At 47.8% G+C, this 25,397-nt stretch carries 22 protein-coding genes; 2 read left to right on the top strand and 20 right to left on the bottom strand.

Features of this window, described 5'->3' with window-relative positions:
- Position 1: 1 nt before the first annotated feature.
- From MUB50_RS07470 to MUB50_RS07395, 16 genes are all read right to left on the bottom strand, one after another.
- The gene (locus MUB50_RS07470; RefSeq protein ID WP_021650546.1) at positions 2-835 is read right to left on the bottom strand and encodes an ABC transporter permease; all 834 of its coding nucleotides are present in this window, start codon (positions 833-835) and stop codon (positions 2-4) included.
- A gap of 13 nt (positions 836-848) precedes the next feature.
- Positions 849-1,799: an ABC transporter permease gene (locus MUB50_RS07465; protein ID WP_244790754.1), complete on the bottom strand. Its 951-nt coding sequence runs from the start codon at positions 1,797-1,799 to the stop codon at positions 849-851.
- Between the two features lie 99 nt (positions 1,800-1,898).
- Positions 1,899-3,470, bottom strand: a complete 1,572-nt coding sequence (locus MUB50_RS07460) for an ABC transporter substrate-binding protein (protein WP_244790753.1) — start codon at positions 3,468-3,470, stop codon at positions 1,899-1,901.
- 222 nt (positions 3,471-3,692) lie between these two features.
- Positions 3,693-5,027, bottom strand: a complete 1,335-nt coding sequence (locus MUB50_RS07455; RefSeq protein WP_244790752.1) for an MATE family efflux transporter — start codon at positions 5,025-5,027, stop codon at positions 3,693-3,695.
- On the bottom strand, positions 5,027-5,314 hold the full coding sequence (gene groES / locus MUB50_RS07450; protein ID WP_118513433.1) for a co-chaperone GroES: 288 nt from the start codon (positions 5,312-5,314) through the stop codon (positions 5,027-5,029). The genes MUB50_RS07455 and groES overlap by 1 nt, the downstream gene beginning before the upstream one ends.
- A gap of 115 nt (positions 5,315-5,429) precedes the next feature.
- A complete protein-coding gene (gene rlmH, locus MUB50_RS07445; protein WP_244790751.1) occupies positions 5,430-5,909 on the bottom strand; it encodes a 23S rRNA (pseudouridine(1915)-N(3))-methyltransferase RlmH in 480 nt (159 codons plus the stop codon).
- Positions 5,906-8,653: an FtsK/SpoIIIE family DNA translocase gene (locus MUB50_RS07440; protein ID WP_138277471.1), complete on the bottom strand. Its 2,748-nt coding sequence runs from the start codon at positions 8,651-8,653 to the stop codon at positions 5,906-5,908. Before MUB50_RS07440 ends, rlmH begins: the two co-directional genes overlap by 4 nt.
- A 23-nt stretch (positions 8,654-8,676) precedes the next feature.
- The gene (locus tag MUB50_RS07435) at positions 8,677-9,552 is read right to left on the bottom strand and encodes an undecaprenyl-diphosphate phosphatase (protein WP_138277470.1); all 876 of its coding nucleotides are present in this window, start codon (positions 9,550-9,552) and stop codon (positions 8,677-8,679) included.
- Between the two features lie 179 nt (positions 9,553-9,731).
- Positions 9,732-11,126, bottom strand: a complete 1,395-nt coding sequence (gltA, locus tag MUB50_RS07430; protein ID WP_118513425.1) for an NADPH-dependent glutamate synthase — start codon at positions 11,124-11,126, stop codon at positions 9,732-9,734.
- Positions 11,126-12,013, bottom strand: coding sequence for a sulfide/dihydroorotate dehydrogenase-like FAD/NAD-binding protein (locus MUB50_RS07425; protein WP_118513423.1), 888 nt, complete (start codon positions 12,011-12,013; stop codon positions 11,126-11,128). The genes gltA and MUB50_RS07425 overlap by 1 nt, the downstream gene beginning before the upstream one ends.
- A gap of 165 nt (positions 12,014-12,178) precedes the next feature.
- On the bottom strand, positions 12,179-12,892 hold the full coding sequence (locus MUB50_RS07420; protein ID WP_118368855.1) for a ClpP family protease: 714 nt from the start codon (positions 12,890-12,892) through the stop codon (positions 12,179-12,181).
- Positions 12,893-12,959: 67 nt separating this feature from the next.
- On the bottom strand, positions 12,960-13,703 hold the full coding sequence (locus MUB50_RS07415) for a YebC/PmpR family DNA-binding transcriptional regulator (protein ID WP_118368856.1): 744 nt from the start codon (positions 13,701-13,703) through the stop codon (positions 12,960-12,962).
- A gap of 154 nt (positions 13,704-13,857) precedes the next feature.
- Positions 13,858-14,205 (bottom strand): type II toxin-antitoxin system PemK/MazF family toxin, encoded by a 348-nt coding sequence (locus MUB50_RS07410; RefSeq protein WP_021650556.1) that lies wholly within the window; start codon positions 14,203-14,205, stop codon positions 13,858-13,860.
- 156 nt (positions 14,206-14,361) lie between these two features.
- Positions 14,362-15,531 carry an alanine racemase gene (alr, locus tag MUB50_RS07405; protein WP_244790750.1) on the bottom strand — a complete coding sequence of 390 codons (1,170 nt, stop codon included), beginning with the start codon at positions 15,529-15,531 and terminating at the stop codon, positions 14,362-14,364.
- Complete coding sequence (locus MUB50_RS07400) at positions 15,528-17,045, bottom strand: NAD(P)H-hydrate dehydratase (protein WP_244790749.1); 1,518 nt, start codon at positions 17,043-17,045, stop codon at positions 15,528-15,530. Before MUB50_RS07400 ends, alr begins: the two co-directional genes overlap by 4 nt.
- A 61-nt stretch (positions 17,046-17,106) precedes the next feature.
- Positions 17,107-17,754 (bottom strand): redox-sensing transcriptional repressor Rex, encoded by a 648-nt coding sequence (locus MUB50_RS07395; protein WP_021650558.1) that lies wholly within the window; start codon positions 17,752-17,754, stop codon positions 17,107-17,109.
- 214 nt (positions 17,755-17,968) lie between these two features.
- Here MUB50_RS07395 and abc-f point away from each other — a divergent pair, with 214 nt between their 5' ends.
- Complete coding sequence (gene abc-f / locus MUB50_RS07390; protein WP_244790748.1) at positions 17,969-19,885, top strand: ribosomal protection-like ABC-F family protein; 1,917 nt, start codon at positions 17,969-17,971, stop codon at positions 19,883-19,885.
- A gap of 30 nt (positions 19,886-19,915) precedes the next feature.
- Here the strand turns inward: abc-f and MUB50_RS07385 are convergent, their stop codons facing one another.
- Positions 19,916-20,782: a pyridoxamine kinase gene (locus tag MUB50_RS07385; RefSeq protein WP_244790747.1), complete on the bottom strand. Its 867-nt coding sequence runs from the start codon at positions 20,780-20,782 to the stop codon at positions 19,916-19,918.
- Between the two features lie 92 nt (positions 20,783-20,874).
- Here MUB50_RS07385 and pdxR point away from each other — a divergent pair, with 92 nt between their 5' ends.
- On the top strand, positions 20,875-22,191 hold the full coding sequence (pdxR, locus tag MUB50_RS07380; RefSeq protein WP_244790746.1) for a MocR-like pyridoxine biosynthesis transcription factor PdxR: 1,317 nt from the start codon (positions 20,875-20,877) through the stop codon (positions 22,189-22,191).
- Here the strand turns inward: pdxR and MUB50_RS07375 are convergent.
- The 3 genes from MUB50_RS07375 to cobD are packed head-to-tail and all read right to left on the bottom strand — an operon-like array spanning position 22,188 to position 25,389.
- Positions 22,188-22,829, bottom strand: a complete 642-nt coding sequence (locus tag MUB50_RS07375) for a precorrin-8X methylmutase (protein WP_118623880.1) — start codon at positions 22,827-22,829, stop codon at positions 22,188-22,190. The two genes, pdxR and MUB50_RS07375, sit on opposite strands and share 4 nt — an antisense overlap.
- Positions 22,830-22,831: 2 nt before the next feature.
- Positions 22,832-24,352, bottom strand: a complete 1,521-nt coding sequence (locus MUB50_RS07370; RefSeq protein WP_138277464.1) for a cobyric acid synthase — start codon at positions 24,350-24,352, stop codon at positions 22,832-22,834.
- On the bottom strand, positions 24,337-25,389 hold the full coding sequence (gene cobD, locus MUB50_RS07365) for a threonine-phosphate decarboxylase CobD (RefSeq protein ID WP_244790745.1): 1,053 nt from the start codon (positions 25,387-25,389) through the stop codon (positions 24,337-24,339). Before cobD ends, MUB50_RS07370 begins: the two co-directional genes overlap by 16 nt.
- Positions 25,390-25,397: the final 8 nt, after the last annotated feature.

Raw genomic sequence — 25,397 nt, 5'->3', positions numbered from 1 at the left:
CTTACTTGGGCTCGAATACTTTTCTTAATACTTCTCCCAGATAATTGAAGCTGACGACCGTGATCAGGATCAGGATTCCGGGGAAAATAGCCAGATACGGTGCCTGCTGGATATAGCGCTGTGCATTGCTCAGCATACTTCCCCAGGAAGCCGTAGGCGGCTGGATACCCAGGCCGAAAAAGCTCAGTGCAGATTCCATCAGGATGGCATTGGCAATGTTCATGGTTGCAGCCACGATAATGGTAGGCATGATGTTAGGCAGGATATGATGTACAATGGTGGAGAATTTCTTCTGTCCGGAGATCTTTGCATAGATGACATACTCTCTCTCGTTCAGGGAAATAGTCTCGCCACGGACGATCCTGGCAATGTTCATCCAGGTCAGAAAGCCGATGATCAGGACAATGTTCTGAAGTCCCGGTTTCAGGAAGGCATTCATAACGATCATGATCAGGAATGTCGGAAGGCTCATCAATGCATCCACCAGACGCATCAGCACCGCATCCACCGTTCCTCCCACAAAACCGCTGATGGAACCGATGATCACGCCAAGGGCTGTAGAAAGCACCATGGAAAGGAAGCCCACCAGAAGTGATGCTCTTCCTCCGTAAATACAGCGAGCCAGATAATCCCGTCCCATATCATCCGTACCGAAAAGATGCGCCATGGAAGGAGCATTCAGTCTCTCTGTGGCGCTGATGGCATTGGGATCTACCGGATACAGAAAGGCAAAAATGGAGATCAGTGCCAGCAGGATGATAGCTGCTGCACCTACCACTGCAAGTTTATTTGTCTTAAAACCAAGTTTGATATTTTTCCAGATATTTTCTCTCATGTTCCTTCACCTCCTAACATCCTGCTTTCCGGATCCTCGGATCAAAGACAGCATACAGAATATCTGCCAGAAGATTTCCGAGCACCACAAGAAGCGCGGTGAACATGGTAATTCCCATGATCAGGGGATAATCATACTGCATGACGGCAGTAACTGCCAGCTGACCGATTCCCGGCCATGCAAAAACCTGCTCGGTGATAATGGCACCGGATACCAGGGACTGCAGGCTCATTCCGAGAACTGTGATCATAGGAAGCATGGCATTTTTCAGTACATGCCGGAAAAGGATTCCAGACTCTTTCATTCCGTAAGCCCTCTGCACCATAACATAATCGGAGGACATTTCCGTAATGGTACTGCTTCTTAAATACCGGATGTACTGTGACGCATTTGCAAAGGTCAGAACTGCACAGGGCATGACCATATGCAGGATCAGATCTCCAAAGGAACGGTTTCCGTCTGAATGCATACCGATACTTGGCAGGATATGTAAATGCACACTGAGGAGATAGATCAGCATGATACCGAACCAGAAAGTAGGAATGGAGATACCTACATAACAAAACATACTGGTAATCTTATCCAGAACACCATTCTTATTCTTTCCGGAATACAGGCCCAGTACAATGGCAATGAGAAAACCAAGCAGCATGCTGGTTCCCATGAGGATCACGGTTGCGGGAAGCCTCTCCAGCATCTGTGTCAGGACCGGACGGTTATTCATCAGAGAATTTCCGAAATTCCCGTGAAGGATCCTTCCCAGCCACAGAAAGTACTGCTCATAGAGAGGCTTTGTAAGTCCCAGGCTTTCTCTCAGGTTCTGGATATATTCTTCACTCATATTTGGTTCCACATAAGTCAGAACAGGATCTCCGGGCGCTGCTTTTGTCAGTGAAAAGCAGAGAACAGAGACAATAAACAGTGTCAGAATACACTGTATCAGTCGGTTTACGATCTTCTTCAAAATGTACCTCCTTTATTTTCCCCGAAAACAGGAAATCGGCTGGCGCAAAAAACGCGTCAGCCTCTTTCTGTTTCCGGTATTCATCCGCTATAAAATTATTTATTTCTCCAATGTGTAGATCTTGGAATAATCATAATAAATAGTTTTTAACAGACATTCATCAAAGCCCCCGAAATCTTTACTTACCGCATAGAAACCATTGGAATAAGCGATCGGATAGATATACATGTTATCATTGATCGTATTCTGGATCTCTTTATAAATCTCACCACGTTTTGTCTCATCTGCAGTGCTGTTGCCATCTTCCCACAATGCATCCAGATCTGTATCCTTGATCCTGGAATAGTTGGAACGGCTGTCGGAAGAACTCATGTCTGCGTAAAGGCTCGGCTCTTCTCCCAGAGTATAGAAGCTCAGTACCAGATCATAATCTGTGCACTCCGGATCCTTTGTCTTATTCTTGAAGGTAGACTCATCTGTAGGAAGAAGATTGATGGTGATTCCTACATTTGCAAGGGCAGACTGTACATACAGAGCCTCACTCTCCATTGTCTTATCTGTGGAGATATACATCAGGTTCAGAGAAAGATTTGTCTTTCCTGCTTCGGAAAGGAGCTCCTGTGCTTTAGCCGGATCATTGTCGTAGGTGTTGTCCGGTTTTGTATAGTAGAGTGTATCCGGTGTAAAAATAGAATCCGCAGGCTCTGCATAGTCCTCGGAAATGAAAGCAAACTGGCAGAACTCCTCTTTATTCAGTGCGTATGCGATTGCCTGACGTACCTTTACATCCTGAAGATCTTTGTTCAGCTCATTCATGAACATGGCGTTGACACGTCCGGAATTATAGGTATTGATGTTTACGTTATCGTAAGCACTGATGGTATCGTAATCATCTGCACTGATCAGACGTGCATCCAGATCTCCGCTTGCAAGTGCCGCATTGGCGGAACTGGAATCCTTTACGATCTTGAAGGTGATGGAATCCAGATTTACATCATCAAAATAGTCGTCGAATTTTGTTACTTTATAATACTCTCCGGATTTGTATTCCTCGAACTTAAAAGGACCATTTCCCACCGGTTCATTGTTGAGATCACTTTCTCCGATATTCTCCACGCCGTCATAAATATGCTTCGGAATACAGTAAACCTGACTCAGTCCGCCAAGGAATCCTGCGGAAGATGATCCAAGGGAAAGCTTGACTGTAAGGTCATCAACCTTCTCTGCCTCTACTGCCTTATCATTAACGTATCCGTAAGAAGAGTACGGAACATTCTGCTTCTCATCTACCAGCACCTGCATGGTAAATACCACATCATCGGCTGTGATCGGCTGACCGTCATGCCATTTCAGTCCGTCTTTCAGCTTCAGTGTGAATTCGCTGGCATCATCATTGGCTGTTACACTTTCGCAAAGTCCGTTTCCGTAATACATCTCTCCGTTCACGATCTCAAAAAACGGGCTGTACAGTGCCTGCATCATATCGAAGCTTGTCTGATCCACAACATAAAGCGGATTGATATTCTGCGGATCTGTTGTTTCTGCAATGGTAATATTTCCGCCTTCCGCCTTGGTTCCTTCTGTTTCTGCTGCAAAAGCAGTCATTCCTGACATGACAGTTGTTCCTGCCACTGCAGCTGCCAGAAGCGCTGCCAGTACTTTTTTTCTCATTTCCTGTTCCTCCTGTGTTTCAGTGAGTATTCCTCTTTTCCTACCAGTTTAATATGATATAGGCAAGATAATACTATACCATATTACCTTTGTCAAGCTGTCCCTGGCTCTTCAGAGATTTTTTTACTGCATTTCGTTAAAGCTTGTATTTATTCTACATACAGATCACACAGGCGTCAAGATAAATTTTCTGTATCTTTCCTCTGATCTATATATATTTCCTTAATTCGTCATATTTTTGATCCAGTGTCCGTAATTGCACTTCAAAAATGCAGGCACGCATTTAAAGATCTGATCTGCATTCAGGCAACATACCACTATTGCCGGGGATGCATTGACCACAAATGCCATAAACATGGACAGAGGAATCACGATCCCCCAGGTACTGATCAGATCCACCTTCATAGAATAGGCGATGCTTCCGCTTCCCCGGATAATACCACCGTTTGTCGGCATCTGATAGGACATCCCTACCATTACCACACTTAAAATGATAAGAAAAGTATTGGCCATCTCTCTCGTTTCCGGCGAAAGCTGATACAGGCTCAGCACTGGGATCCGGATAAAGAAAAGAAGGATACCACAGATGAGTCCCATGACTACAAATAATTTCTGGAGCTTTTTGGAATAAACCTTCGCAAGTTCCAGGTTCCCGGAACCGATGGTTTTTCCCATGGTAACTGATGCAGCGGAGGCGGCTCCCACAGCAGCGGATTTCACCATCAAAAACAGATTGGAAGCTGCACTGTTGGCAGCAATGGCTGCTGCTGTCATATGTCCCAGGATTGCTGTCTGAAGAGCCGTATTCACGCCCCAGAGTCCCTGGAGCACCAGCAATGGACATACCACCTTATAATATTTCCTGCCGAACCTTAAGTCTGAATGCAGATAATCCCGGATACAAATGCCAATCCAGCTCTGTTTTTTACGGATATAGATGATCAGAACACAGATCTCCGCAATACGGGCAGTCAGTGTTCCCACAGCAGCTCCTGCGGCTCCCATCCTGGGTGCACCAAAATGTCCGTAGATCAGGATCCAGTTTATGCTGCAGTTGATCACAAGAGTCATTACCGAAAGCCCGAAGGCAACCCCTGCAATTTCCACACAACGCAGTGTAGCAAGCAGGATCTGCGTCACCGCAAAGAAAAAGTAAGTAAACCGGATGATCGCCAGATAGGAACGGCCGGCTTCAATAATTGTCTGGTCTGTTGTAAAAAGCCCCAGCAGCTGTGTTGGAAAAAGGCTGGCCAGGATAAACAGCACAAAGGCAATAAAAAGGCCTGTGCGCATGGCCCAGGCACTGATCTTTCTTACCGGTTCTGTCTCTTTCTTTCCCCAGTACTGACTTCCGAATATGACAAGTCCGTCTCCCAGCGCCATAAGCAGCTGCTGAAAGACGAACTGTACCTGGTTTACGGTGGTCACACCGGATAATGCAGTTTCGCTGAAGGCTCCAAGCATAATGTTGTCAGCAAGATTGACACTTAAGGTCACTACATTCTGCAACACCAACACGGAGCATAATTTCAGAAAATTACGATAAAAATCCGTCATCAGTCTTTTACGATGGCAATGATATCATCTGCATTGATCACCAGATATTTCTCACCCTCATATTTGATCTCAGTTCCTGTGTATTTTCCGTAGATCACACGGTCACCTGGCTTTACCTGTACCGGTACTTCTTTACCGTCTACGACCTTACCGCCACCTACTGCGATAACCTCTGCCTGCTGGGTTTTCTCCCTGGAGCTGTCCGGAAGCACGATGCCGGATGCGGTTTTGTCTTCTGTCTCAAAATATTTTACGATAACTCTGTCTGCAACTGGTTTTAATGCCATGTTCATTTCCTTCTTTCTGTGATTATTAGCACTCTTGAGTTTCGAGTGCTACTCTTTTCTTATCATACTACATATCCGAAAATTGTCAAGATATTTGCGGATATGCAGTATGATATTATTTATGATAGGGCTCTCCGCTGATGATACGATAGCTGCGGTAGATCTGTTCCAGAAGGATCACACGCATCAGCTGATGAGGAAATGTCATTTTCGAAAAGCTTAAAGCATAGTCTGATCTCTTCAGTACTTCTTTTCCAAGACCGATAGAGCCGCCGATCACAAACTGGATATGACTGGTCCCACGTATCCCCAGTTCGTTGATCTTCCGTGCGAAGTTCTCAGAGGTCAGCTGTTCGCCTCCGATCTCCAGAGTGATCACAAACGCATCGTCCCGGATATATTTAAGAAGACGCTCCCCTTCCTTGTTCCGAATGGCATCTTCTACTGCTTCGCTGGCATTATCCGGTGTTTTTTCGTCGGACACTTCTATGATCTCCAACTTGCAGTAACGCCCGAGGCGCTTGGAATACTCCGCAATGGCATCCCGCAGATATTTTTCCTTGATCTTCCCTACTGTCAGGATACTTATTTTCATCCGCCGTTCTCCTCCAGATAATTCTCAAATTCTTCTGCTGACATCAAAACCTTCCTTGGCTTGGTTCCTTCCTCCGGGCCTACCACTCCTGCGTCACAAAGCTGATCCATGATCCTTGCCGCACGGTTAAATCCAATCTTGAACATACGCTGGAGCATACCGATGGAGGCCTTTTCCTTCTCAATGATAAATTTACCGGCTTCTGTAAAATAGACATCTCTGTCACCGCCGCCGGCTCCTCCCGGGACACCGGCTGTATTGACCTGCTTCTCGATGGAGGTATCATAAACAGCACCCTGGTTTTTGTCAGAAACATATTCTACGACTGCACTGACCTCCTCATCTGAAACAAAAGCACCCTGCAGTCTGGCCGGCTTCTGATACCCCTGAGGATAAAACAGCATATCGCCCTTGCCAAGAAGCTTCTCGGCACCGTTCATATCTAGGATCGTCCTGGAATCCACACCGGAAGATACGGAAAATGCGATCCTGGACGGCATATTGGCCTTGATCAGGCCTGTGATGACATTGACAGATGGCCTCTGGGTAGCAATGATCAGATGGATACCTGCTGCACGTGCCAGCTGGGCCAGGCGGCAGATCGCATCCTCAACTTCTCCCGGCGCAACCATCATAAGATCCGCAAGCTCGTCCACGATGATCACGATCTGCGGCATCTTCTCAGGTGCCTTTTCTCCCTCCGGGACCCGCATATTGGCAACTTTTTTGTTATATTCTCCAAGATTACGTACCCCATATTCCGCAAAGGCATTGTAACGGCTGGTCATTTCAGAAACAGCCCAGTTCAGCGCACCGGCCGCTTTCTTCGGATCTGTGACTACCGGAATGAACAGGTGCGGGATCCCGTTATATACACTGAGCTCCACCACCTTCGGATCGATCATGATCAGACGCACCTCATCCGGTGTCGCCTTATAAAGGATGCTGATGATCAGCGTATTGATGCAGACGGATTTTCCGGAGCCGGTTGCTCCGGCGATAAGAAGATGAGGCATCTTGGCAATATCTGCCACTACCGGTTTTCCGGCAATATCCTTACCTGCTGCAAAGGACAGCTTGGATTTTGCATTTTTAAACTCCTCTGACTGAAGGAGATCCCGCAGCATGACCGGGCTGTTCTCCTTGTTCGGGACCTCGATCCCCACGGCTGCCTTTCCCGGTATCGGTGCTTCGATACGGATATCCGGTGTAGCAAGATTCAGCTTGATATCATCAGAAAGACCAACGATCTTACTGACCTTCACACCCATTTCCGGCTGCAGTTCATAGCGGGTAACGGTAGGTCCGCAGCTCACATTGGTAACGGTTACATTAACGCCGAAATTATGCAGGGTTTCCTGAAGCTTCTGTGCTGTTTTTCGCAGATGTGCATCGGAATCTCCCTGAGATCTGCCATCTCCGCGCTTCAGAAGCTTCAGCGGCGGATACTGATATGGTTTCTTCTCCGGAGCTCCCCCCTGGCTGATCTCATGCTGGATATTTCTGATCCCATGCTCGATCTCTGTCTGAGATGACTTCGGGTTTCTGGAGGGCTGATGGGATGCCTTCTGTTCAGCTTCCGGCTGAGGATCCTCCTTTATCTCAGCGAGAACGGCTGCCTTTCCTGTTTCCCGGGAAGCTTTTGCTGTTGCATCTGTCTTTGCCGGCAGGATCTGCTGCATCTCGGGAATATCCACATCCTCGTAGCCGTCATAGGCATCCTCCTCTTCGGCTTCCTGCATTTCTCTTTCGAAATCCGGCTCCTCCGACTCTTCCCGGGCCGGCTGCGGCTGTGAACGGTGGATCTGGAATTCCAGCGGCCGGGCATGCTCCTCCGGTTTCTCCTCAAGCCCTGGATCCTCTTCTGTCAGCTCTGTATCTGCCGGAAGTACAGCCTTTTGTTCATCAAGAAAAGAAGGAAGATTAAATTCTCCTTCCCGGTTCGCCTTCACCGCAGCCTGTCTTTCCTTCTGCGATCTTCTGGCTTTTTTCTTTTGTTTTTTTGAGATATTTTCCGGAGCTTCCTCTGTAAGGGCAAGTTCTTCTTCCTCCAGCTCTTCTTCCAGCCGGCGGATCTTCTCTGCTCTTTTTTCCGCACGGATCTTTCTTCGAAGCTCTTTCTGCTTTTCTCTGTCCGGCTGTCCCTCAAGATAAGCTTCTTTGCCCTCTCGTGCTGCATCTGTAAAAAAGTCCAGGATCTTATTCATAAATCCGAAGAAGGATCTCTGTGTTATGATGATGAGAGATACAAGAAGCACCAGAACGATGATCACAGTTCCGCCCACAACACCAAAAGCGGATGCTGTGGAAATACATACCGCACCACCGAATACTCCACCGCCGGTACGGTATTCCGAACTCAGTGAATAATAATCCGAAAACGTGGTACTTGGCGTATAGCCCTCTGTGATCAGCTGAAGAAAGCCGCAGAGGAACACAAAAAATACCACGCCTGCCAGTACCTTTTTGTAGGCAAGGCGGTTGGTATTGTTCACGATCAGGAACGTAACTCCGGCAAAAAGCAGGATCGGGAAAATATATGCACAAAGTCCCATGATGCCAAAACATACGGCACTGATGGCATTTCCTACGATCCCTCCCATACCAAATGCACTGATCATCAGGATCAGACAGGCCGCAAACATCACAAGGATCAGGATCTCTGTCTGAAAGCGGTTACCGACAGGCTGCTGCTTCGCCGCAGGTTTTCTTTTTCTTTTTTTTGTCGTTTTTGAAGCTGCCATTGTCAGACTCCTCCCAGTTGATATCAAATATAATTCGCTGCCAGAATAAGGATTCCGGCTGCAAAAGAATAAAATGCAAAATAACGCAGTCTGACCTGATTCGAAAGCTTAAGCATAAAACGGATCACCAGATAGCCTGTGATCCCGGCCACGATCATTCCAAGAACATAAATAAATCCCTGGCCAACAGTCATATGAACAGAAGTGAACTCTCCCATCTCCACAAAAAAAGCTCCCACCACAGCCGGAATGCTCATCAGCAACGAATATTTCACTGCAAACTTCCGTCCGAGACCGCAGAAAAGTCCTGCACTCATGGTAAGTCCAAGCCTGGAAAGTCCCGGAAACACGGAAAGGCCCTGACAGATACCCATCCACATAGCATCTCCAAAACTGGTTTCTCTTGTTCCCTTGCTGCCATTGACATTACTGTAGTCCACAACAAGGAGAATCACACCTGTAAGAAGGATCCCGATCCCGGAAAACATGTGTGAGGATGCGCTTCGCACAACAAGTCGTTTGCACTGATATCCGATCAGGACTGTAGGAATGGTGGATACCATGATCAGGGCGGTAAGCTTCCGATAAGTTCCGCTTATGATCTTTGCATAGGTAAGCTCTTTCCCAGTCCTACGGTTATAGAGAAAAATATTGGCATTTCCGATCAGATCCAGTATCATTCCGATCAGCTCGATCCCGATTTTCTTGATGTCCTTCAGAAAAACAAGGATCAGAGCTATCATAGTTCCCAGATGGAGCATCACTTCAAAAAGCACACCGGAACCTCTGGTACCGCCCAAAAGATCCTGCACTCCACAGAGATGTCCGAAGCTGCTCACCGGCAGAAATTCGGTGATTCCCTGAATGATTCCCAATATAATCGCATGTATCACTGACATAATGATATTTCCTTTTCTTAAATTTTTTCCAACACATTATAGCATAACTGAGTAAAACTTACAATCTTCACTTGGCAAAAGTTTCAAACAAATGTTCTTTTTTGATCTGCAGGAAAAAAAATCCTCCGGCTGCATCAGAAAACACAGTCGGAGGATCTGTTTATAAACAGACTTTCTGCTTATTTATTTTTCAGATATTCGTCGATACCTTTTGCACCAGCTTTACCTGCACCCATGGCAAGGATTACGGTAGCTGCACCTGTAACGGCATCACCACCGGCATATACGCCGTCCTTGGATGTCTTACCGGTTTCTTCCTCGGCAACGATACATCTTCTCTTGTTGATGTCAAGGCCCTTGGTTGTGGAAGAGATCAGCGGGTTCGGTGAAGTACCAAGAGACATGATAACAGTATCTACATCCATATCATACTCGGAACCAGGAATCTCTACCGGACGTCTTCTTCCGGATGCATCCGGCTCACCAAGCTCCATCTTGACAACCTTCATACCGTTTACGTGGCCGTTCTCATCAACGAGGATCTCCTTCGGATTTGTAAGAAGATCAAAGATGATGCCCTCTTCCTTAGCGTGATGAACTTCCTCTGCTCGTGCAGGAAGCTCTGCCTCACTTCTTCTGTATACGATATGTACCTCAGCGCCAAGTCTCAGAGCTGTTCTTGCAGCATCCATGGCAACGTTACCACCGCCAACAACTGCAACCTTTTTGCCTGCTGCGATCGGTGTATCGTAGGAATCATCGAATGCTTTCATGAGGTTGCTTCTTGTCAGGTACTCGTTTGCGGAGAATACACCGCTTGCATTCTCACCAGGAATACCCATGAACATCGGAAGTCCTGCACCGGAACCGATGAATACAGCCTCAAATCCCTCGTCCTCGATCAGCTGATCGATGGTAGTGGATTTACCGATGACAACGTTTGTCTCGAATTTAACGCCAAGCTCTTTGACCTTCTCGATCTCTTTCTTGACAACCTTCTGCTTCGGAAGACGGAACTCCGGAATACCGTAAACAAGAACACCGCCAAGCTCATGAAGAGCCTCGAATACAGTTACATCGTATCCTGCCTTTGCAAGGTCACCTGCACAGGTAAGTCCGGATGGACCGGAACCGATCACTGCAACCTTATGTCCGTTCTTAACCTCTGCTCCTGCAGGTTTGATATCATGCTCCAGAGCATAGTCTGCAACGAATCTCTCCAGCTTACCGATAGAAACAGCCTCGCCCTTCTTACCGCGGATACACTGTCCCTCACACTGGGATTCCTGCGGACATACACGGCCACAGATAGCCGGAAGTGCGGAAGATAAACCGATCACCTTGTAAGCCTCTTCCATGTTGCCCTCTTTGATGTGCTCGATAAATCCCGGAATATCGATGGATACCGGACATCCCTCTACACATTTCGGTTTTTTGCACCCGAGACATCTCTGTGCTTCTTCCATTGCTTCTTCCTGGTTATATCCAAGACATACTTCCTCGAAGTTTGTCGCACGTACCTTCGGATCCTGTTCTCTTACAGGAACTTTTTTTAACATTTTTGCATCTGCCATTAGTTGTCACCTCCGCAATGTCCGCATCCACCGTGGTGGGTATCGCCTTCCTGAAGCTTCAGTAATGCACGGCCCTCCTGGGTCTTATACATCTGACTTCTCTTCATAGCCTGATCGAAATCAACGAGATGTCCGTCAAACTCCGGTCCGTCTACGCAGGCAAATTTGATCTCATCACCGACCTGGAGACGACAAGCGCCGCACATACCGGTTCCGTCAACCATGATCGGGTTCATGCTGACAATTGTGTGGATACCAAGCTTCTTGGTAAGAAGACAGACAAATTTCATCATGATCATCGGTCCGATCGCTACACAGACGTCATAATGCTTGCCCTCATTTGTCACAAGATCCTCAAGAGTCTTTGTTACCATACCGGAACGGCCATAGGAACCGTCATCTGTTGTAACATAAAGATTGGAAACAGCGCCAAGCTCTTTCTCAAGGATAACCATATCCTTAGTCTTGGAACCAAGGATAACATCAGCTGTGATGCCGTGCTCATGGAGCCATTTAACCTGCGGATAAACAGGTGCGGTACCGACACCACCGGCTACGAATACCATTTTTTTCTTCTTAAGTTCTTCGATATCCTCATGGACGAACTCAGACGGACATCCCAGAGGTCCTACGAAATCACGGAATGAATCTCCCTCTTTCAGTGCGGACATCTTAATGGTAGATGCTCCGATCTCCTGGAATACGATGGTGACTGTACCAGCCTCGCGATCGTAATCGCAGATGGTAAGCGGGATCCTCTCTCCCTTTTCGTCAAGTTTAACAATGATAAATTGTCCTGGCAGACAATGGCTTGCCACACGTGGTGCATGCACAACCATAAGATGGATCTTAGCTGCCAGCGTTTCAGCTTTTAAAACCTTATACATGGTCTTCCTCCTCGCGCAAATTATAAACCTTTATTAATAATACGCTAAAAATCAGCATATGACAAGAGTAGATTTACAATTTCTGTCAAAATTCTTTACCACAGCACAGCGCAACCATATTAGTCTTATGCAACTAACATCATCAAAAGCCACGTACAAAACTGGTTATTTCTGTGATTTTTTCTTTTCGATGAGGGTATACAATCGGTCCAGCGCCTCCCGGATCCCTCCTACTTCATCGATGAGCCCTTCCTTTACCGCTTCCTCCCCTTCCAGCATAGTTCCTACATCTTTTACAAGCTGGGAGGTATCCAGCATCAGCTCCTCCATCCGTTCTGCCGTGATATGTGAATGTCCGGATACAAAGGCAATGATCCGGTCCTGGATCTTTTCCATATTGCGGTAGGACTGCGCCACGCCAATAAACATTCCATTCTGACGCACCGGATGGACCACCATGGTGGCACTTGGCACGATAAAAGAATAATCTGCTGATACCGCCATGGGTACACCTATGGAATGTCCCCCGCCCAGCACCAGGGAAACCGTAGGGATACTCAGAGACGCGATCATCTCCGCAATGGCAAGCCCTGCCTCCACATCTCCTCCTACCGTATTTAAAAGGATAAGAAGTCCCTCGATCTCTTCATCATCCTCAATGAGAGCCAGCTTTGGCAGTACATGCTCATACTTGGTTGTTTTGCTGTGAGACGGCGCGGATTCATGGCCTTCGATCTCCCCGATCACCGTCAGAAGCTCCACTTTATGCTTCCGGGAATTTCCATCGAGCACTGCCTGCCCGGTTTCCCGGATCTGCTCGTTCTGGCTCGCTTCCCGGTCCAGTTCCTTCTGTTTTCCCTCTTCGTTCTGTTTTTCCATAAAAAATACCTCCGGAATCTGAAATTCTGGAGGTATTATATGCAAAATATTATTTTCTATTCAGAGATCATTCGTCCCAGTTTGTCCATACGTCAGTAACGTCATCGTCATCATCAAGAAGATCCAGTGTTCTGTGAAGATCCTTGATAGCCTGGTCATCAGTCAGCTCCACATATGTCTGCGGGATCATGGCGATCTGTGCTTCTACAAGCGGGATTCCGGCTTTCTCAAGAGCCTCACGTACAGCACTGAAATCGTCCGGTGCTGTGATGATCTCAAAGCTGTCCTCTTCCTCGCTGAAGTCCTCAGCACCTGCATCCAGAGCTGTCATCATCAGCTCGTCCGCATCCATCTCACCGCACTCATCCTCAAGCTCTTCCTTGTCGATGATGATCTGGCCCTTCTGGTCGAACATAAAGGATACACATCCCTGTGTTCCGATGCTTCCGTTACCTTTGGTAAATGCGTTACGTACATTACCTGCAGTACGGTTCTTGTTATCTGTAAGAGTCTCTACGATAATGGCAACACCGTTCGGACCATATCCCTCATATACAGCCTTCTCGTAGCTGTCTGCAGAATCCGCACCTGCTGCCTTCTTGATTCCACGATCGATAGTATCGTTCGGCATGTTGTTCGCTTTTGCTTTTGCGATGACATCACGAAGCTTGCTGTTGTTTGCAGGATCCGGGCCGCCGGCCTTTACTGCCATAACGATCTCACGGCCGATGACTGTGAAGATCTTACCCTTCTTGGCATCATTTTTCTCTTTCTTATGTTTGATGTTGGCAAATTTTGAATGTCCTGACATGGTATCTTCCTCTCCTTGTTACCGTATATTTTCTTTCGTGCCCTGCTCATTTTGGGTACCGTTTTACATAATTGCAACTCGGTTTAATATAGCACTTATGAAAGATTTCGTCAAGAATCAGAAAACAAACCGGTCAAAATTCCTCATGTTCCCCTTAAAAAGTCAATTCCAGACTGATCTCAAGCGCATGATTCACCTTATCAAGCATAGCACTGTCCAGATGACACACCTTATCCTTCAGACGCCGCTTGTCGATGGTGCGGAGTTGTTCCAGAAGGATCACAGAATCCTTTTCGATCCCGTAGGCAGATGCATCGATCTCAATATGTGTCGGCAGCTTTGCCTTATTCATTTTTGATGTAATTGCCGCACAGATCACTGTGGGGCTGTGACGGTTGCCTACATCGTTCTGGATGATCAGCACCGGACGGATGCCGCCCTGTTCACTGCCCACTACAGGTCTTAAGTCCGCATAAAAAATATCCCCTCTTTTTATAACCACACAATTCACACTCCGATTCTGGTCCGGCTTATTTGCAAGCCGTATTCCTTTTTACAGATAAGTATTTCCACAATTTCTTTGTGTATACCATGCGTGGTACTTTTTTACCGGCCTTATGTCTGACCCGGCGTTTTCCGGATCCGGGTATTTACGGATCTACTGGAAAAAGCTCTCCTCTTCTCCACATTCCTTACCGTCTTTGATATAAACTCGCGGAACACGTTTACTGATCCCGCAGACAAATTCATAGGAAAATCTTCCGGAAAGATCTCCCAGTGTCTCCACACTGATAAATTCCTCTCCGTCTCTTCCCATCAGGGTGACCTCGTCCCCGGCCTTCACCTCCGGGATATCTGTGACATCAACCATAAACTGATCCATGCAGACACGTCCGAGGATCGGAGCCTTTTTGCCCCGGATCAGGACCCAGCCCTTATTGGAAAGCTGTCTCGGATAGCCATCTGCATAACCTACGGGAATCGTTGCCATTCTGGTAAAACGTTCCGTAACAAACGTTCCTCCATAGCTTACCGCTGTTCCGCGTTCCACATTTTTCACATAGGATACATGACTTTTCAGCTCCATTGCAGGTGTCAGCTTCACGATATCACGTTCTACTTCTTCTGACGGATAAATACCGTAAATGGTGATGCCGGCACGAACGACATTGAGATTTGCTTCCGGAACACGGATGATACCTGCACTGTTGGAGCAGTGACGTACCGGGATATGAACGCCTCTTTTTTCCAGAAGCTCTGCAAAACGGAGATAACGGTCCAGCTGCACCAGTGCAGGAGAACGGTCAGCCTCATCCGCCCTGGCAAAATGAGTAAACATTCCCTCGATCACCAGATTCGGGATTTTTGAGATTTTTTCGATCTTTACCGCATTTTCCGGAATATCCGCATATCCGATCCTTGTCATTCCCGTATCCAGAGCCAGATGAATATGTACATTTTTTCCAATGCGTGCACCTGCTTTTGCATATTCTGCCGCTGTATTAAGATCCGATATGGTGATCCGGATATCATTGGCTGCAAGTTCCTCATAATATTCCTCAAATACAAGGCCAAGGATCAGGACAGGCTTGGTGATCCCTGCATGCCGAAGCTCCAGTGCCTCCTCTGCAGTAGCTGTTGCAAATCCCCAGATATAATCATAGTCCTGGATCAGATGGGCAATAGCTCTGGCACCATGGCCATAACCGTCCGCTTTGATCACAGCGATGATCTTTGTCCCTTCTTTGACATTTTTATGCATTTCCTCAAAATTGTGGGCAATGGCGTCCAGTGATACCAGTGCTTTTACTCTCTCGTATTTTTTCATAATTCCGACTCCTCTTCACCTATAGCTAATGCCTTGGGCAGATATTCTATGATATCTCCTGCCAGCATACTGCGCTTTCCTTTTTCAGCGGCTGCAAGATCACCGCAAAGTCCGTGAAGATAAACACCTAACGCGGCCTTTAAAACCATGGGAGGCTGTTCCTCCGTTTTCAGATACATACATAACACTGCTGCCAGGATCCCGGAAAGCACATCTCCGCTTCCTGCAGTTGCCATTCCGGAATTACCGGAAAGATTCAAATACATCTGTCCTTTCTCATCTGCGATCACCGTACATGCATCCTTCAATACGCACACAGAGCCTCTTTCCGCAGCACATTTCAATGCAGTATCTGCGATCTCATGCTGGATCTCCTGGATCGTTCTGCCACTGAGCCGGCTCATTTCTCCGATATGCGGTGTCAGAACCACATGCTCTCCCAGATACTGGTGCCACTGAGGATGTGCAGCCAGAAGGTTCAGACCGTCAGCATCCAAGATCAGCGGTTTTTTCTCCCGGGCAGCCGCCGTGAGAAACCACTGTTCTCTCTCACGGCTGGCCACTGATGTTCCAAGTCCCGGTCCGATCACGATCACATCACACCAGGATAGAAGCTGTTCATTGGATTCCTGATCAAAACGACTGCAGACCATAGCCTCCGGAAGGAGTATCTGCAATGGGATCCTGTTGGCTTCCACAGTCTGGATCTTTACCATTCCCGCACCGGCACGAAGTGCTGCACTGGCGCTTAAATAAGCAGCTCCGCACATTCCCTCACTTCCGGTCACAAAGAGCACTTTTCCGAAGGTACCCTTGTTTCCGCCGGGATCACGTTCCGGAAACAGCTTCAGATCTTTATTTTCCAGACAGGCGGCAGATGCAGTCACAGCTTCCTGCTCATAGATCCCGATATCGGCGGTAACGATCCTTCCTGCATACAGTCTTCCCGGATAAAAGCAAAGACCTCTTTTCCGGTAGGCAAATGTGACAGTCAGGTCGGCGCTGAAGGCAATTCCCATTTCCAGGCCAGTATCTCCGTTTACTCCTGACGGGATGTCAACTGCGATCTTTTTGGCCCTCGCACTGTTCATCTCATGGATGATATCAGCATAATGCCCCTCGATCGGACGCGTCAGGCCTACCCCAAACACGGCATCTACTATAGTAGTATATTCACTCCACTGCGGGTTATTCACCTCAGGGACACGATAACCGGAAGCGATCTTATACTGAAGAGCTGTCTCTCTGGTCATTTTATCTTTGTTTCCGACCATATAAAACTCTGCCCGGACTCCCTTCAGATGGAACAATCTGGCAACAGCGATACCGTCACCGCCATTATTTCCGCTTCCGCAGACTACCAGGATCCTTTCGTCCTTCTGGAGATACTTTTCTGTTTCCTCTACCACCTTCAGTGCTGCCCGCTCCATCAGAACCTCGGAGGGAACTCCGATCTCACGGATCGTTGTGGAGTCCAGATCCTTCATTTCTGCGCAGGTAACAAGCTTCTTCATTCTGTCTTCTGCCTCCCCTCTGTCATAGAGAAAGCTGCCGTTTCCGGCAGCTTAACAATTCTTACTTATCCACATGTTCCTGCCTGTATTTGCTGAGATTATAAGACAGTGTCATCAGACTCTCGGAAAGATGAACGTTCTCTACGATCACATCATCCGGTGTCTCAAGATCAAGATGTGCAAAATTCCAGATTGCCTTGATTCCGTTCTCCACCAGAATATCTGCCATTTCCTTGGCTTTATTCTTGGGAAGTGTCAGGATCGCGATCTCCACGTTATTCTCTCTCAGGAAAAACGGAAGCTCACTGAGCATCTGGATCTCGAGTCCACGGACTGCGATGCCCTCAAGCACAGGATTTACGTCAAAGATACCAACAAGCCTGAACCCGCGCTTCTCAAAATCCACATAATTGGCAAGTGCCTGTCCCAGATTACCGGCTCCCAGGATGATCATCGGATGAACGGTATCCAGTCCCAGGATCTTACCGATCTCTGTATAAAGATAGTGTACATTATAGCCATACCCCTGCTGCCCAAAACCGCCGAAATTATTAAGATCCTGACGGATCTGAGAAGCTGTGGTATGCATCTTCTTACTTAATTCATTGGAAGAAATACGTTCTACATTATCTTCCATCAGCTCTCCTAAGTAGCGGTAATAGCGTGGCAGACGCTTAATCACCGCTTTCGAGATTTGTTTTGTCTCCACGATAGTTTTCCTCCTTACCTTACACTAGGTTAATTATAACGAATTGACATTTTCCTGTCAATTAAAGTTGTCTATTCTGTACAAATTTCTTTATATTTTTTCTAATAATTGATTTTTTCTTTGAAATCCCGGCAGTTTCCGTTATAATAGGTGGAGGATTTTTCCCTGTTCAGACATAAACAGGGGTGATTCTTTATACAGGAGGACAGTTTTTATGATTTTATCATGTCAGAATATATGCAAGGCCTTTGGCGAAAAAGTAATTTTAAATGATGCATCCTTTCACATTGAAGACCGTGAAAAGGCTGCTCTGATCGGCTGCAACGGTGCAGGAAAGACCACACTGCTGCGGATCATCATGCAGGAGCTTTCTGCTGATTCCGGTACCGTGGTGCTTGCCCGGGATAAAAATATCGGCTATCTTGCCCAGTACCAGGATATCCATGGACATCATACCATCTACGAGGAGCTTCTTACCACCAAGCAGCACATCATCGATATGGAACGCCGTATCCGCAATATGGAACAGGAAATGAACACCGTGACCGGTGATGATCTGAACCGTCTGATGGAAACCTATACCCGTCTGACTCATCAGTTTGAACTGGAAAACGGATACGCTTACAAAAGTGAGCTGACCGGTGTCTTAAAGGGTCTTGGCTTCACGGAGGAAGATTATGACAAGCAGATCGAAACTCTTTCCGGCGGTCAGAAAACCCGTGTGGCACTGGGCAAGATGCTTCTTTCCAAGCCGGATATCCTGCTTCTGGATGAGCCAACCAACCACCTGGATATGGAAAGCATCTCCTGGCTGGAAACTTATCTTCTGAATTATCCGGGAGCTGTTTTTATCGTCTCCCATGACCGTTATTTTCTGGATAAGGTGGTCACCAAGGTCATTGAGATCGAAGCCGGACAGACCCGCGTATACAGCGGCAACTATTCTGCCTATGCTCTCAAGAAGGCTCAGCTTCGTGACGCACAGTACAAGGCATACTTAAATCAGCAGCGAGATATCAAGCATCAGGAAGCCGTTATCGCCAAGCTGAAATCCTTTAACCGTGAAAAATCCATCAAGCGTGCGGAAAGCCGTGAAAAAATGCTGGACCGTGTACAGAGGATCGAAAAACCTCTTGAGCTCCAGGACCGGATGCGTATCTCTCTGGAGCCACGGGTGTTAAGCGGAAACGACGTGCTCCACGTGGAAGAGCTTTCCAAGGCCTTTCCGGGACAGACCCTGTTCTCCGATATCTCCTTTGATATCAAACGAGGCGAGCGTGTGGCACTGATCGGAAACAACGGAACCGGAAAGACCACCATGCTGAAGATCATCAACGGTCTTATTGAAGCAGATGCCGGCAAATTTTCCCTTGGTTCCAAGGTGCAGATCGGTTATTACGATCAGGAACATCATGTTCTGCATATGGACAAGACAATTTTCCAGGAAATCTCCGATACTTATCCGACTCTCACAGAGACCGAGATCCGAAATATGCTTGCCGCATTTCTCTTTACCGGAGATGATGTTTTCAAGGAAATCTCCGCACTTTCCGGTGGAGAAAGAGGCCGTGTTTCCCTTGCAAAGCTAATGCTTTCCGAAGCCAACTTCCTGATCCTTGACGAGCCTACCAACCATCTGGATATTGCCTCCAAGGAAATTCTGGAGGAAGCATTGGTCAGCTACACCGGTACAGTCCTTTATGTATCCCATGACCGTTACTTTATCAATCAGACTGCGACCAGGATCATGGAGCTGACAAACCAGGCAGTGGTAAATTACATCGGTGATTATGATTACTATCTGGAAAAGAAGGATGAGCTGACCAGCACCTATGCACCGGGAAGTACCTCTCCGGAGGCACCTGCCGAAGAAAAAACGTTTTCCGAGAACAAGCTTTCCTGGCAGCAGATGAAGGAAGAACAGGCAAAGAAACGAAAACGGGAAGCCGAGCTGAAAAAAGTCGAAGCCCGTATCGAAGAGCTGGAAACAAGAGACAGCGAGATCGACGAAACCATGGTCCTTCCGGATGTCTGCACCAATGTAGCGGAATGTACAAAGCTGAGCCGCGAAAAAGCAGCCATCACTGAAGAACTGGAAAAGCTTTATGAAAAATGGGAAGAGCTGGCCTGACGGTCAGCTCTTTTTTATCCCCTTATGTTTTTATGGAAGCAGCATGCCGAGATGCTGTTCAAAGCATACACCATCGTTACGGTCTGTTCCTTCCTCCACCGCATCCCGGATCGATGCCGAGATAAAGTCCACGGCCAGCTCTGCACAGGTTTTCATGGAATATCTTTTTACCAGCCCTGCACTGAGCACGGATGCAAAAAGATCTCCTGTCCCGGAATAGCTTCCTCCGGATTTCTCTGCAAATATCCAGGAGCTGTTTCCGTTTTCCAGGACAAGATTCCCCATTTTCAGAGGCTGCCCTTCCTCTCTGTGATCCACTCCTGTGATCACAACGGAAGGAAGTGAAAATTTCCGGGCAAGTGCGCACCCGATCTCCCGGATCTCTTCCATCCGCCGGGCCTCTGATGCCTTTTGCAGTTCCTTCCAGATCTCCTCCATTTTTTCTTTTCCGTAAAGAAGGAGGAGAGCTTCCGTAAGGTTCGGTGTGATCACATAGGAACGGTGTGTCAGTTCGCAGAACCGGCTGCGGAGCTCTTCTGTATAGATCGGATAAACCGCGCCGTCATCCCCCATCACCGGATCTGTAAGGATCAGAGTATCCTTCCCTGCAAACGCATCCATAAATTTCAGGATCCTGTCTGCCTGCTTATCATCAGAAAGAAATCCTGTATAGATCCCATCCGGAGAAAATCCTCTTTTTTTCCACTGCTCCATATATGGTTCCATATGCTCTGTGAAATCCTCACAGAAATAACTTTCATAACCGGTCTGGTTGCTTAAAACAGCGGTGGGAAGGGGACACGCCTGGACTCCCATCACCGAGATCACCGGGATCGCTGCTGTCAGTGAACATTTCCCCAGCCCGGAAAGATCATTGATCACTGCTATTTTTTTCATGGTAATTCTCCAGTCTTGAGTTTTTTTCTGTAATATTATAGAATGAACTGTCAGGTTTACGCAATCATTTTTGGAAGGAAATCGTCATACTTATGTTAAATATATCTGCAGAACACAAAAAAGAACACCTTTATCTGGAGGTTTATCACTATTACCGGAAGCTGATCATGGAAGGCCGTCTCCTTCCCGGAAGCAAAATGCCCTCCCTCCGCAAATGCGCCCAGGAGCTGAAGCTGAGCCGTACCACCATCGAAAATGCCTATCTTCTGCTGGCAGCAGACGGCTATATCATCGCCAGGGCACAGAGCGGCTATTATGTCACCGGCATTGCTTCCAAGCAGCATCTGCTCACCCCGGAAAAACAGGATAAGGATATCACGCCCTGCCTTTATGATTTTGCCTCTTCCGGTGTTGACCGGGAAAGCTTCCGTTTTGATCTGTGGCAGCGTTACATCAAAAGCGCCCTCCGCCAGGGCGACCGTATGCTTTCTTATGGCGAACCCCAGGGCGAAAGCGATTTCCGGGAGGTTCTCGCAGACTATATCCGGGAACGCAGAAATGTGATCTGCTCCCCGGATGACATTGTAGTAGGGGCCGGTCTCCAGCCCCTTCTCCAGATCCTCTGCCCTCTGATCCATGAACGGAAAACCGTTTCGTTCCCCACACCGTCCTTCACCACATGCAGCACCATCTTTCAGGATTACGGCTTTGATGTCCATTACCGGGACAAAAGCTGCGATGTGATCTATGTTTCTCCTGCTCACATGACGAAATGGGGCGAGATCATGCCGGTAAAACGACGCCTGGAGCTGATCCGTCATGCAGAGATCAATGACCATCTGATCATTGAGGATGATTTCGAAAACGAATTTGTTTATTTCCAGAAGCCGACGCCTTCACTTTTCGGTCTTGCAGGTGGTGAAAACGTTGTCTATATCGGTTCCTTTTCCAGACTGCTACTGCCCTCCATCCGTGTCAGCTTCATGGTACTGCCGCGCTCTCTCCGGGAAAAATATACAAAAAAAGCAGCCTTTTATAATCAGACTGCTTCCAAGGCAGAACAGATCGCGCTCTGCCAGTTTATCCGCGACGGGCATCTGGCTTCCCAGACTAGAAAGCTCCGCCGCCTTTATTCCCAGAAGCTGAAGGCTCTTTCCCAGGCTGTCCGGGAAACCTTTGGCCAGGACTGCCAGATCCAAACAGGAGCCGCAGGAACCAGCCTTGCCCTTACTCTTCCCTGTTCTCTCACAGGCAGTGAACTGACAGACAGAGCCCGGAACCGTGGTCTGGGACTGGAGGTTCTCAGAGAAAACGGAGCCGAGGTCACCCTGGTCCTCTCCTGCTCCTCTATTCCATCCAAGGATTTTCTGCCTGCCTGTCAGCTTCTGAAGGAGGTTACCGGCTCCTAATCTCTCCGGTTATCGATCATGTAGAGCAGGGCATTTACAATGCACGCAGCAATATTGCTTCCACCCTTGCGTCCTTTTGCCACAATATAAGGCACATCTGCGTGCATGATCAGCTCCTTGGACTGCACAACATTCACAAATCCTACCGGCACACCGATGATCAGCTCAGGAGAAAGCTTTCCGTTCTCAATAAGCTCATAAAGACGTACCAGTGCGGTAGGTGCATTTCCAATGGCAAAGATCAGCTTTTTATCCATCTCTGCTGCCTTGTCCATGCTGGCTGTGGCTCTGGTAGTCCCGTTCTTTTTTGCAAGGGCAGCCACATCCTCGTCGGACATGAAGCAGTAAGCCTCACCGCCGTAGCGGGCAAGTGCACGCTTGTTGATCCCGGCCTTTGCCATCTGGGTATCTGTGACGATGCAGGCACCGTTGCGGATGGCGTCCATTGCCTTCTCCACTGCCCCCTCCGAGAAGCAGAGATTTTTTGCATAATCAAAATCTGCGCTTGTGTGGATGCAGCGTTTTACGATCAGCTCGGTTCCCGGGATCAGGGGAGTATCCCCAAGCTCTTCTGTGATGATCTCAAAGCTTCTTTTTTCGATCTCCATGGGTTTTACATTTTCAAGCTCTACTTTCATTTCTATTCTTCCTCCGTAATCCCGTTTTCCAGTATCTCATAGATTTTTTTCATATCCAGATGCTTCCGCAGCTCTGCAGCCAGGATATCATACTGCTGTTCCTTAAATGCCGCAAAATCCACGCCTGTCATATTTTCCACATCAATCCCTTTTTTCTCGCCGATCACGCGTATGATCGCCTCTGCAGATGCTTCCTTATCAAAAACGCCGTGGATATAGGTTCCGCACACATTTCCCGCAAAAGCACCCTCTTCTTTTTTCTTACCGCTGACGCTGTCTGTAATCTTCGTTGCTGTTCCTGCATTCTCCTTCAGGATACTTTCGCCCATATGGATCTCATAGCCCTCGATCTCCGCACCGGAAAGAGGAGCAAACACACCGGACAGCTGACCGAAATGCCCCTGCACCCTGGTCCTGGTTTTCTTTTCGGCAAATACCGTTTCCATGGGAAGAAGTCCCATCCCTTTCATGGAACCGCCATTTTCAACTCCATGAGGGTCACTTAAGGTTTCACCCAGCATCTGATAGCCACCGCAGACACCAAAGATCAGCTTGCCTCTGGAGGCTTCCTTGAGAACTGCTGCCTCCATTCCGCTTTCCCGCATCCAGATCAGATCACCCATGGTGTTCTTGGTTCCAGGAAGGATGATCATGTCCGGAGAGTGAAGATCTCTCGGGTGTTTAACATAACGGAGAGAAACTCCGGGAATGCTCTCAAAAGGATTAAAATCCGTAAAGTTGGAAATCCTTGGTGTACGGATCACCGCGATATCAATGACACCGGCTTCCTGCTTCCGGTCAAAACGCTCCGTCAGGCTGTCCTCATCCTCCACCTGGATATCCAGATAAGGCGCCACACCCACCACCGGGATCCCGCTTCTTTCCTCAAGCATGACAACACCAGGGTCCAGAATAGTCTTATCTCCGCGGAATTTGTTGATGATCAGCCCCTTTACCATAGCCTTCTCATCGTCCTCCAGAAGCTCCACCGTACCGATCAGCTGGGCGAAAACGCCTCCACGGTCAATATCACCCACAAGAAGGACCGGTGCCTTGGCCATCTTTGCCATACCCATATTTACAATATCCTCATCCTTGAGATTGATCTCGGCAGGGCTTCCCGCACCTTCGATGACAATGATATCGTTTTCCGCTGCAAGAGCGTTGTATGCCTTCATCACATCCGGAACCAGGGTCTTCTTATATTTGAAATAGTCCCTGGCACTCATGGTTCCAAGAACTTCTCCGTTTACGATCACCTGGGATCCTACATCATTGGTAGGCTTCAGAAGGATCGGATTCATCAGGACAGACGGCCTGATCCCGGCTGCCTCTGCCTGCATGACCTGGGCCCGCCCCATCTCAAGGCCATCCTCTGTGATAAAGGAATTCAGTGCCATATTTTGTGATTTAAAAGGAGCCACACGATATCCATCCTGCTTAAAGATCCTGCAAAGTCCCGCAGCCAGCAGGCTTTTTCCGGCATTGGACATGGTTCCCTGCACCATTATTGCTTTTGCCATAATATACCTCCCTCAAGTACTTCGATCAGTTTTACATTTTCTTCATGGCGCTTTACCGCGATCCGATAATACCCCTTTGTAAGTCCCGGATAATTGCTGCAGTCACGGATCAGGATCCGTTTCCGCAAACAGAAGTCAAACAGCTCCTCCGGTCCTTTAAAGAAAATATAATTTGCTTCCGACGGAAATACTTTATACCCAATGCGGACCAGCTCATCCTTCAGCCACTGTGCCTCCCGAAAAACAAGCTGTCTTCCCTCCTCTACATATTCCGTCTCTGTAAGTGCCTGGAGCCCGGCTGCCTGGGCCATGGTGGAAACATTCCATGGCTGAACGCAGAGCTCCATCCTTTCCATCAGCTTTCTGTCAGAACAGAGGCCATAGCCCAGCCGCACCCCGGCTATGGCATATCTTTTTGTAAATGCCTTCAGGATAAAAAGATTATTGAACCCGGAAAGAGAACGCTTCAGAGAATACTCTTCCGGGTCCTTTACAAAATCAAGGAAACATTCATCTACCACCAGCAGGATATCCAGTTTTCTGCATTTTTCCAGGATCTTTTTCAGAAGCCTGTGGGGGATCAGCATGCCGGTAGGATTATTGGGGTTGCATAAGAAAGCCATATCCAGTCCCTTATGGAGGATATCCAGATATGCCTCACTGAGCACAAAGCCGTCATTTTCCGTCAGCATGTAATATTCCAGTTCACAGCCTGTGCTGGCCAGAGCCTGTCCGTATTCTGCGAAAGTAGGCGCCGGGATCAGAGCCCTCTTTGGCTTTACTGCGTGACAGAGCGTGAAGATCACTTCTGCAGCTCCGTTACCGCATATTACCTCTTCCGCTTTTACACCTTCCGATTCTGCGATCCTTTCCCTGAGAACGCCGCATCCCACCCGGGGATACTGTGCAATATGATCCAGACTGTGGATAATGGCCTGCTTCACACTTTCCGGTGTTCCCAAAGGATTCAGATTTGCCGAAAAATCCAGGCAGTCTTTGTGTTTATATACGTCTCCTCCATGTATGTGTTTTGTCATTGGTCATT

Origin of the sequence: Blautia sp. NSJ-140 (genome assembly GCF_022868965.1) — a bacterium.
In the GTDB taxonomy this organism is placed as follows: Bacteria; Bacillota; Clostridia; order Lachnospirales; family Lachnospiraceae; genus Blautia_A.
This window is presented reverse-complemented; position numbering and strand designations above follow the sequence as displayed.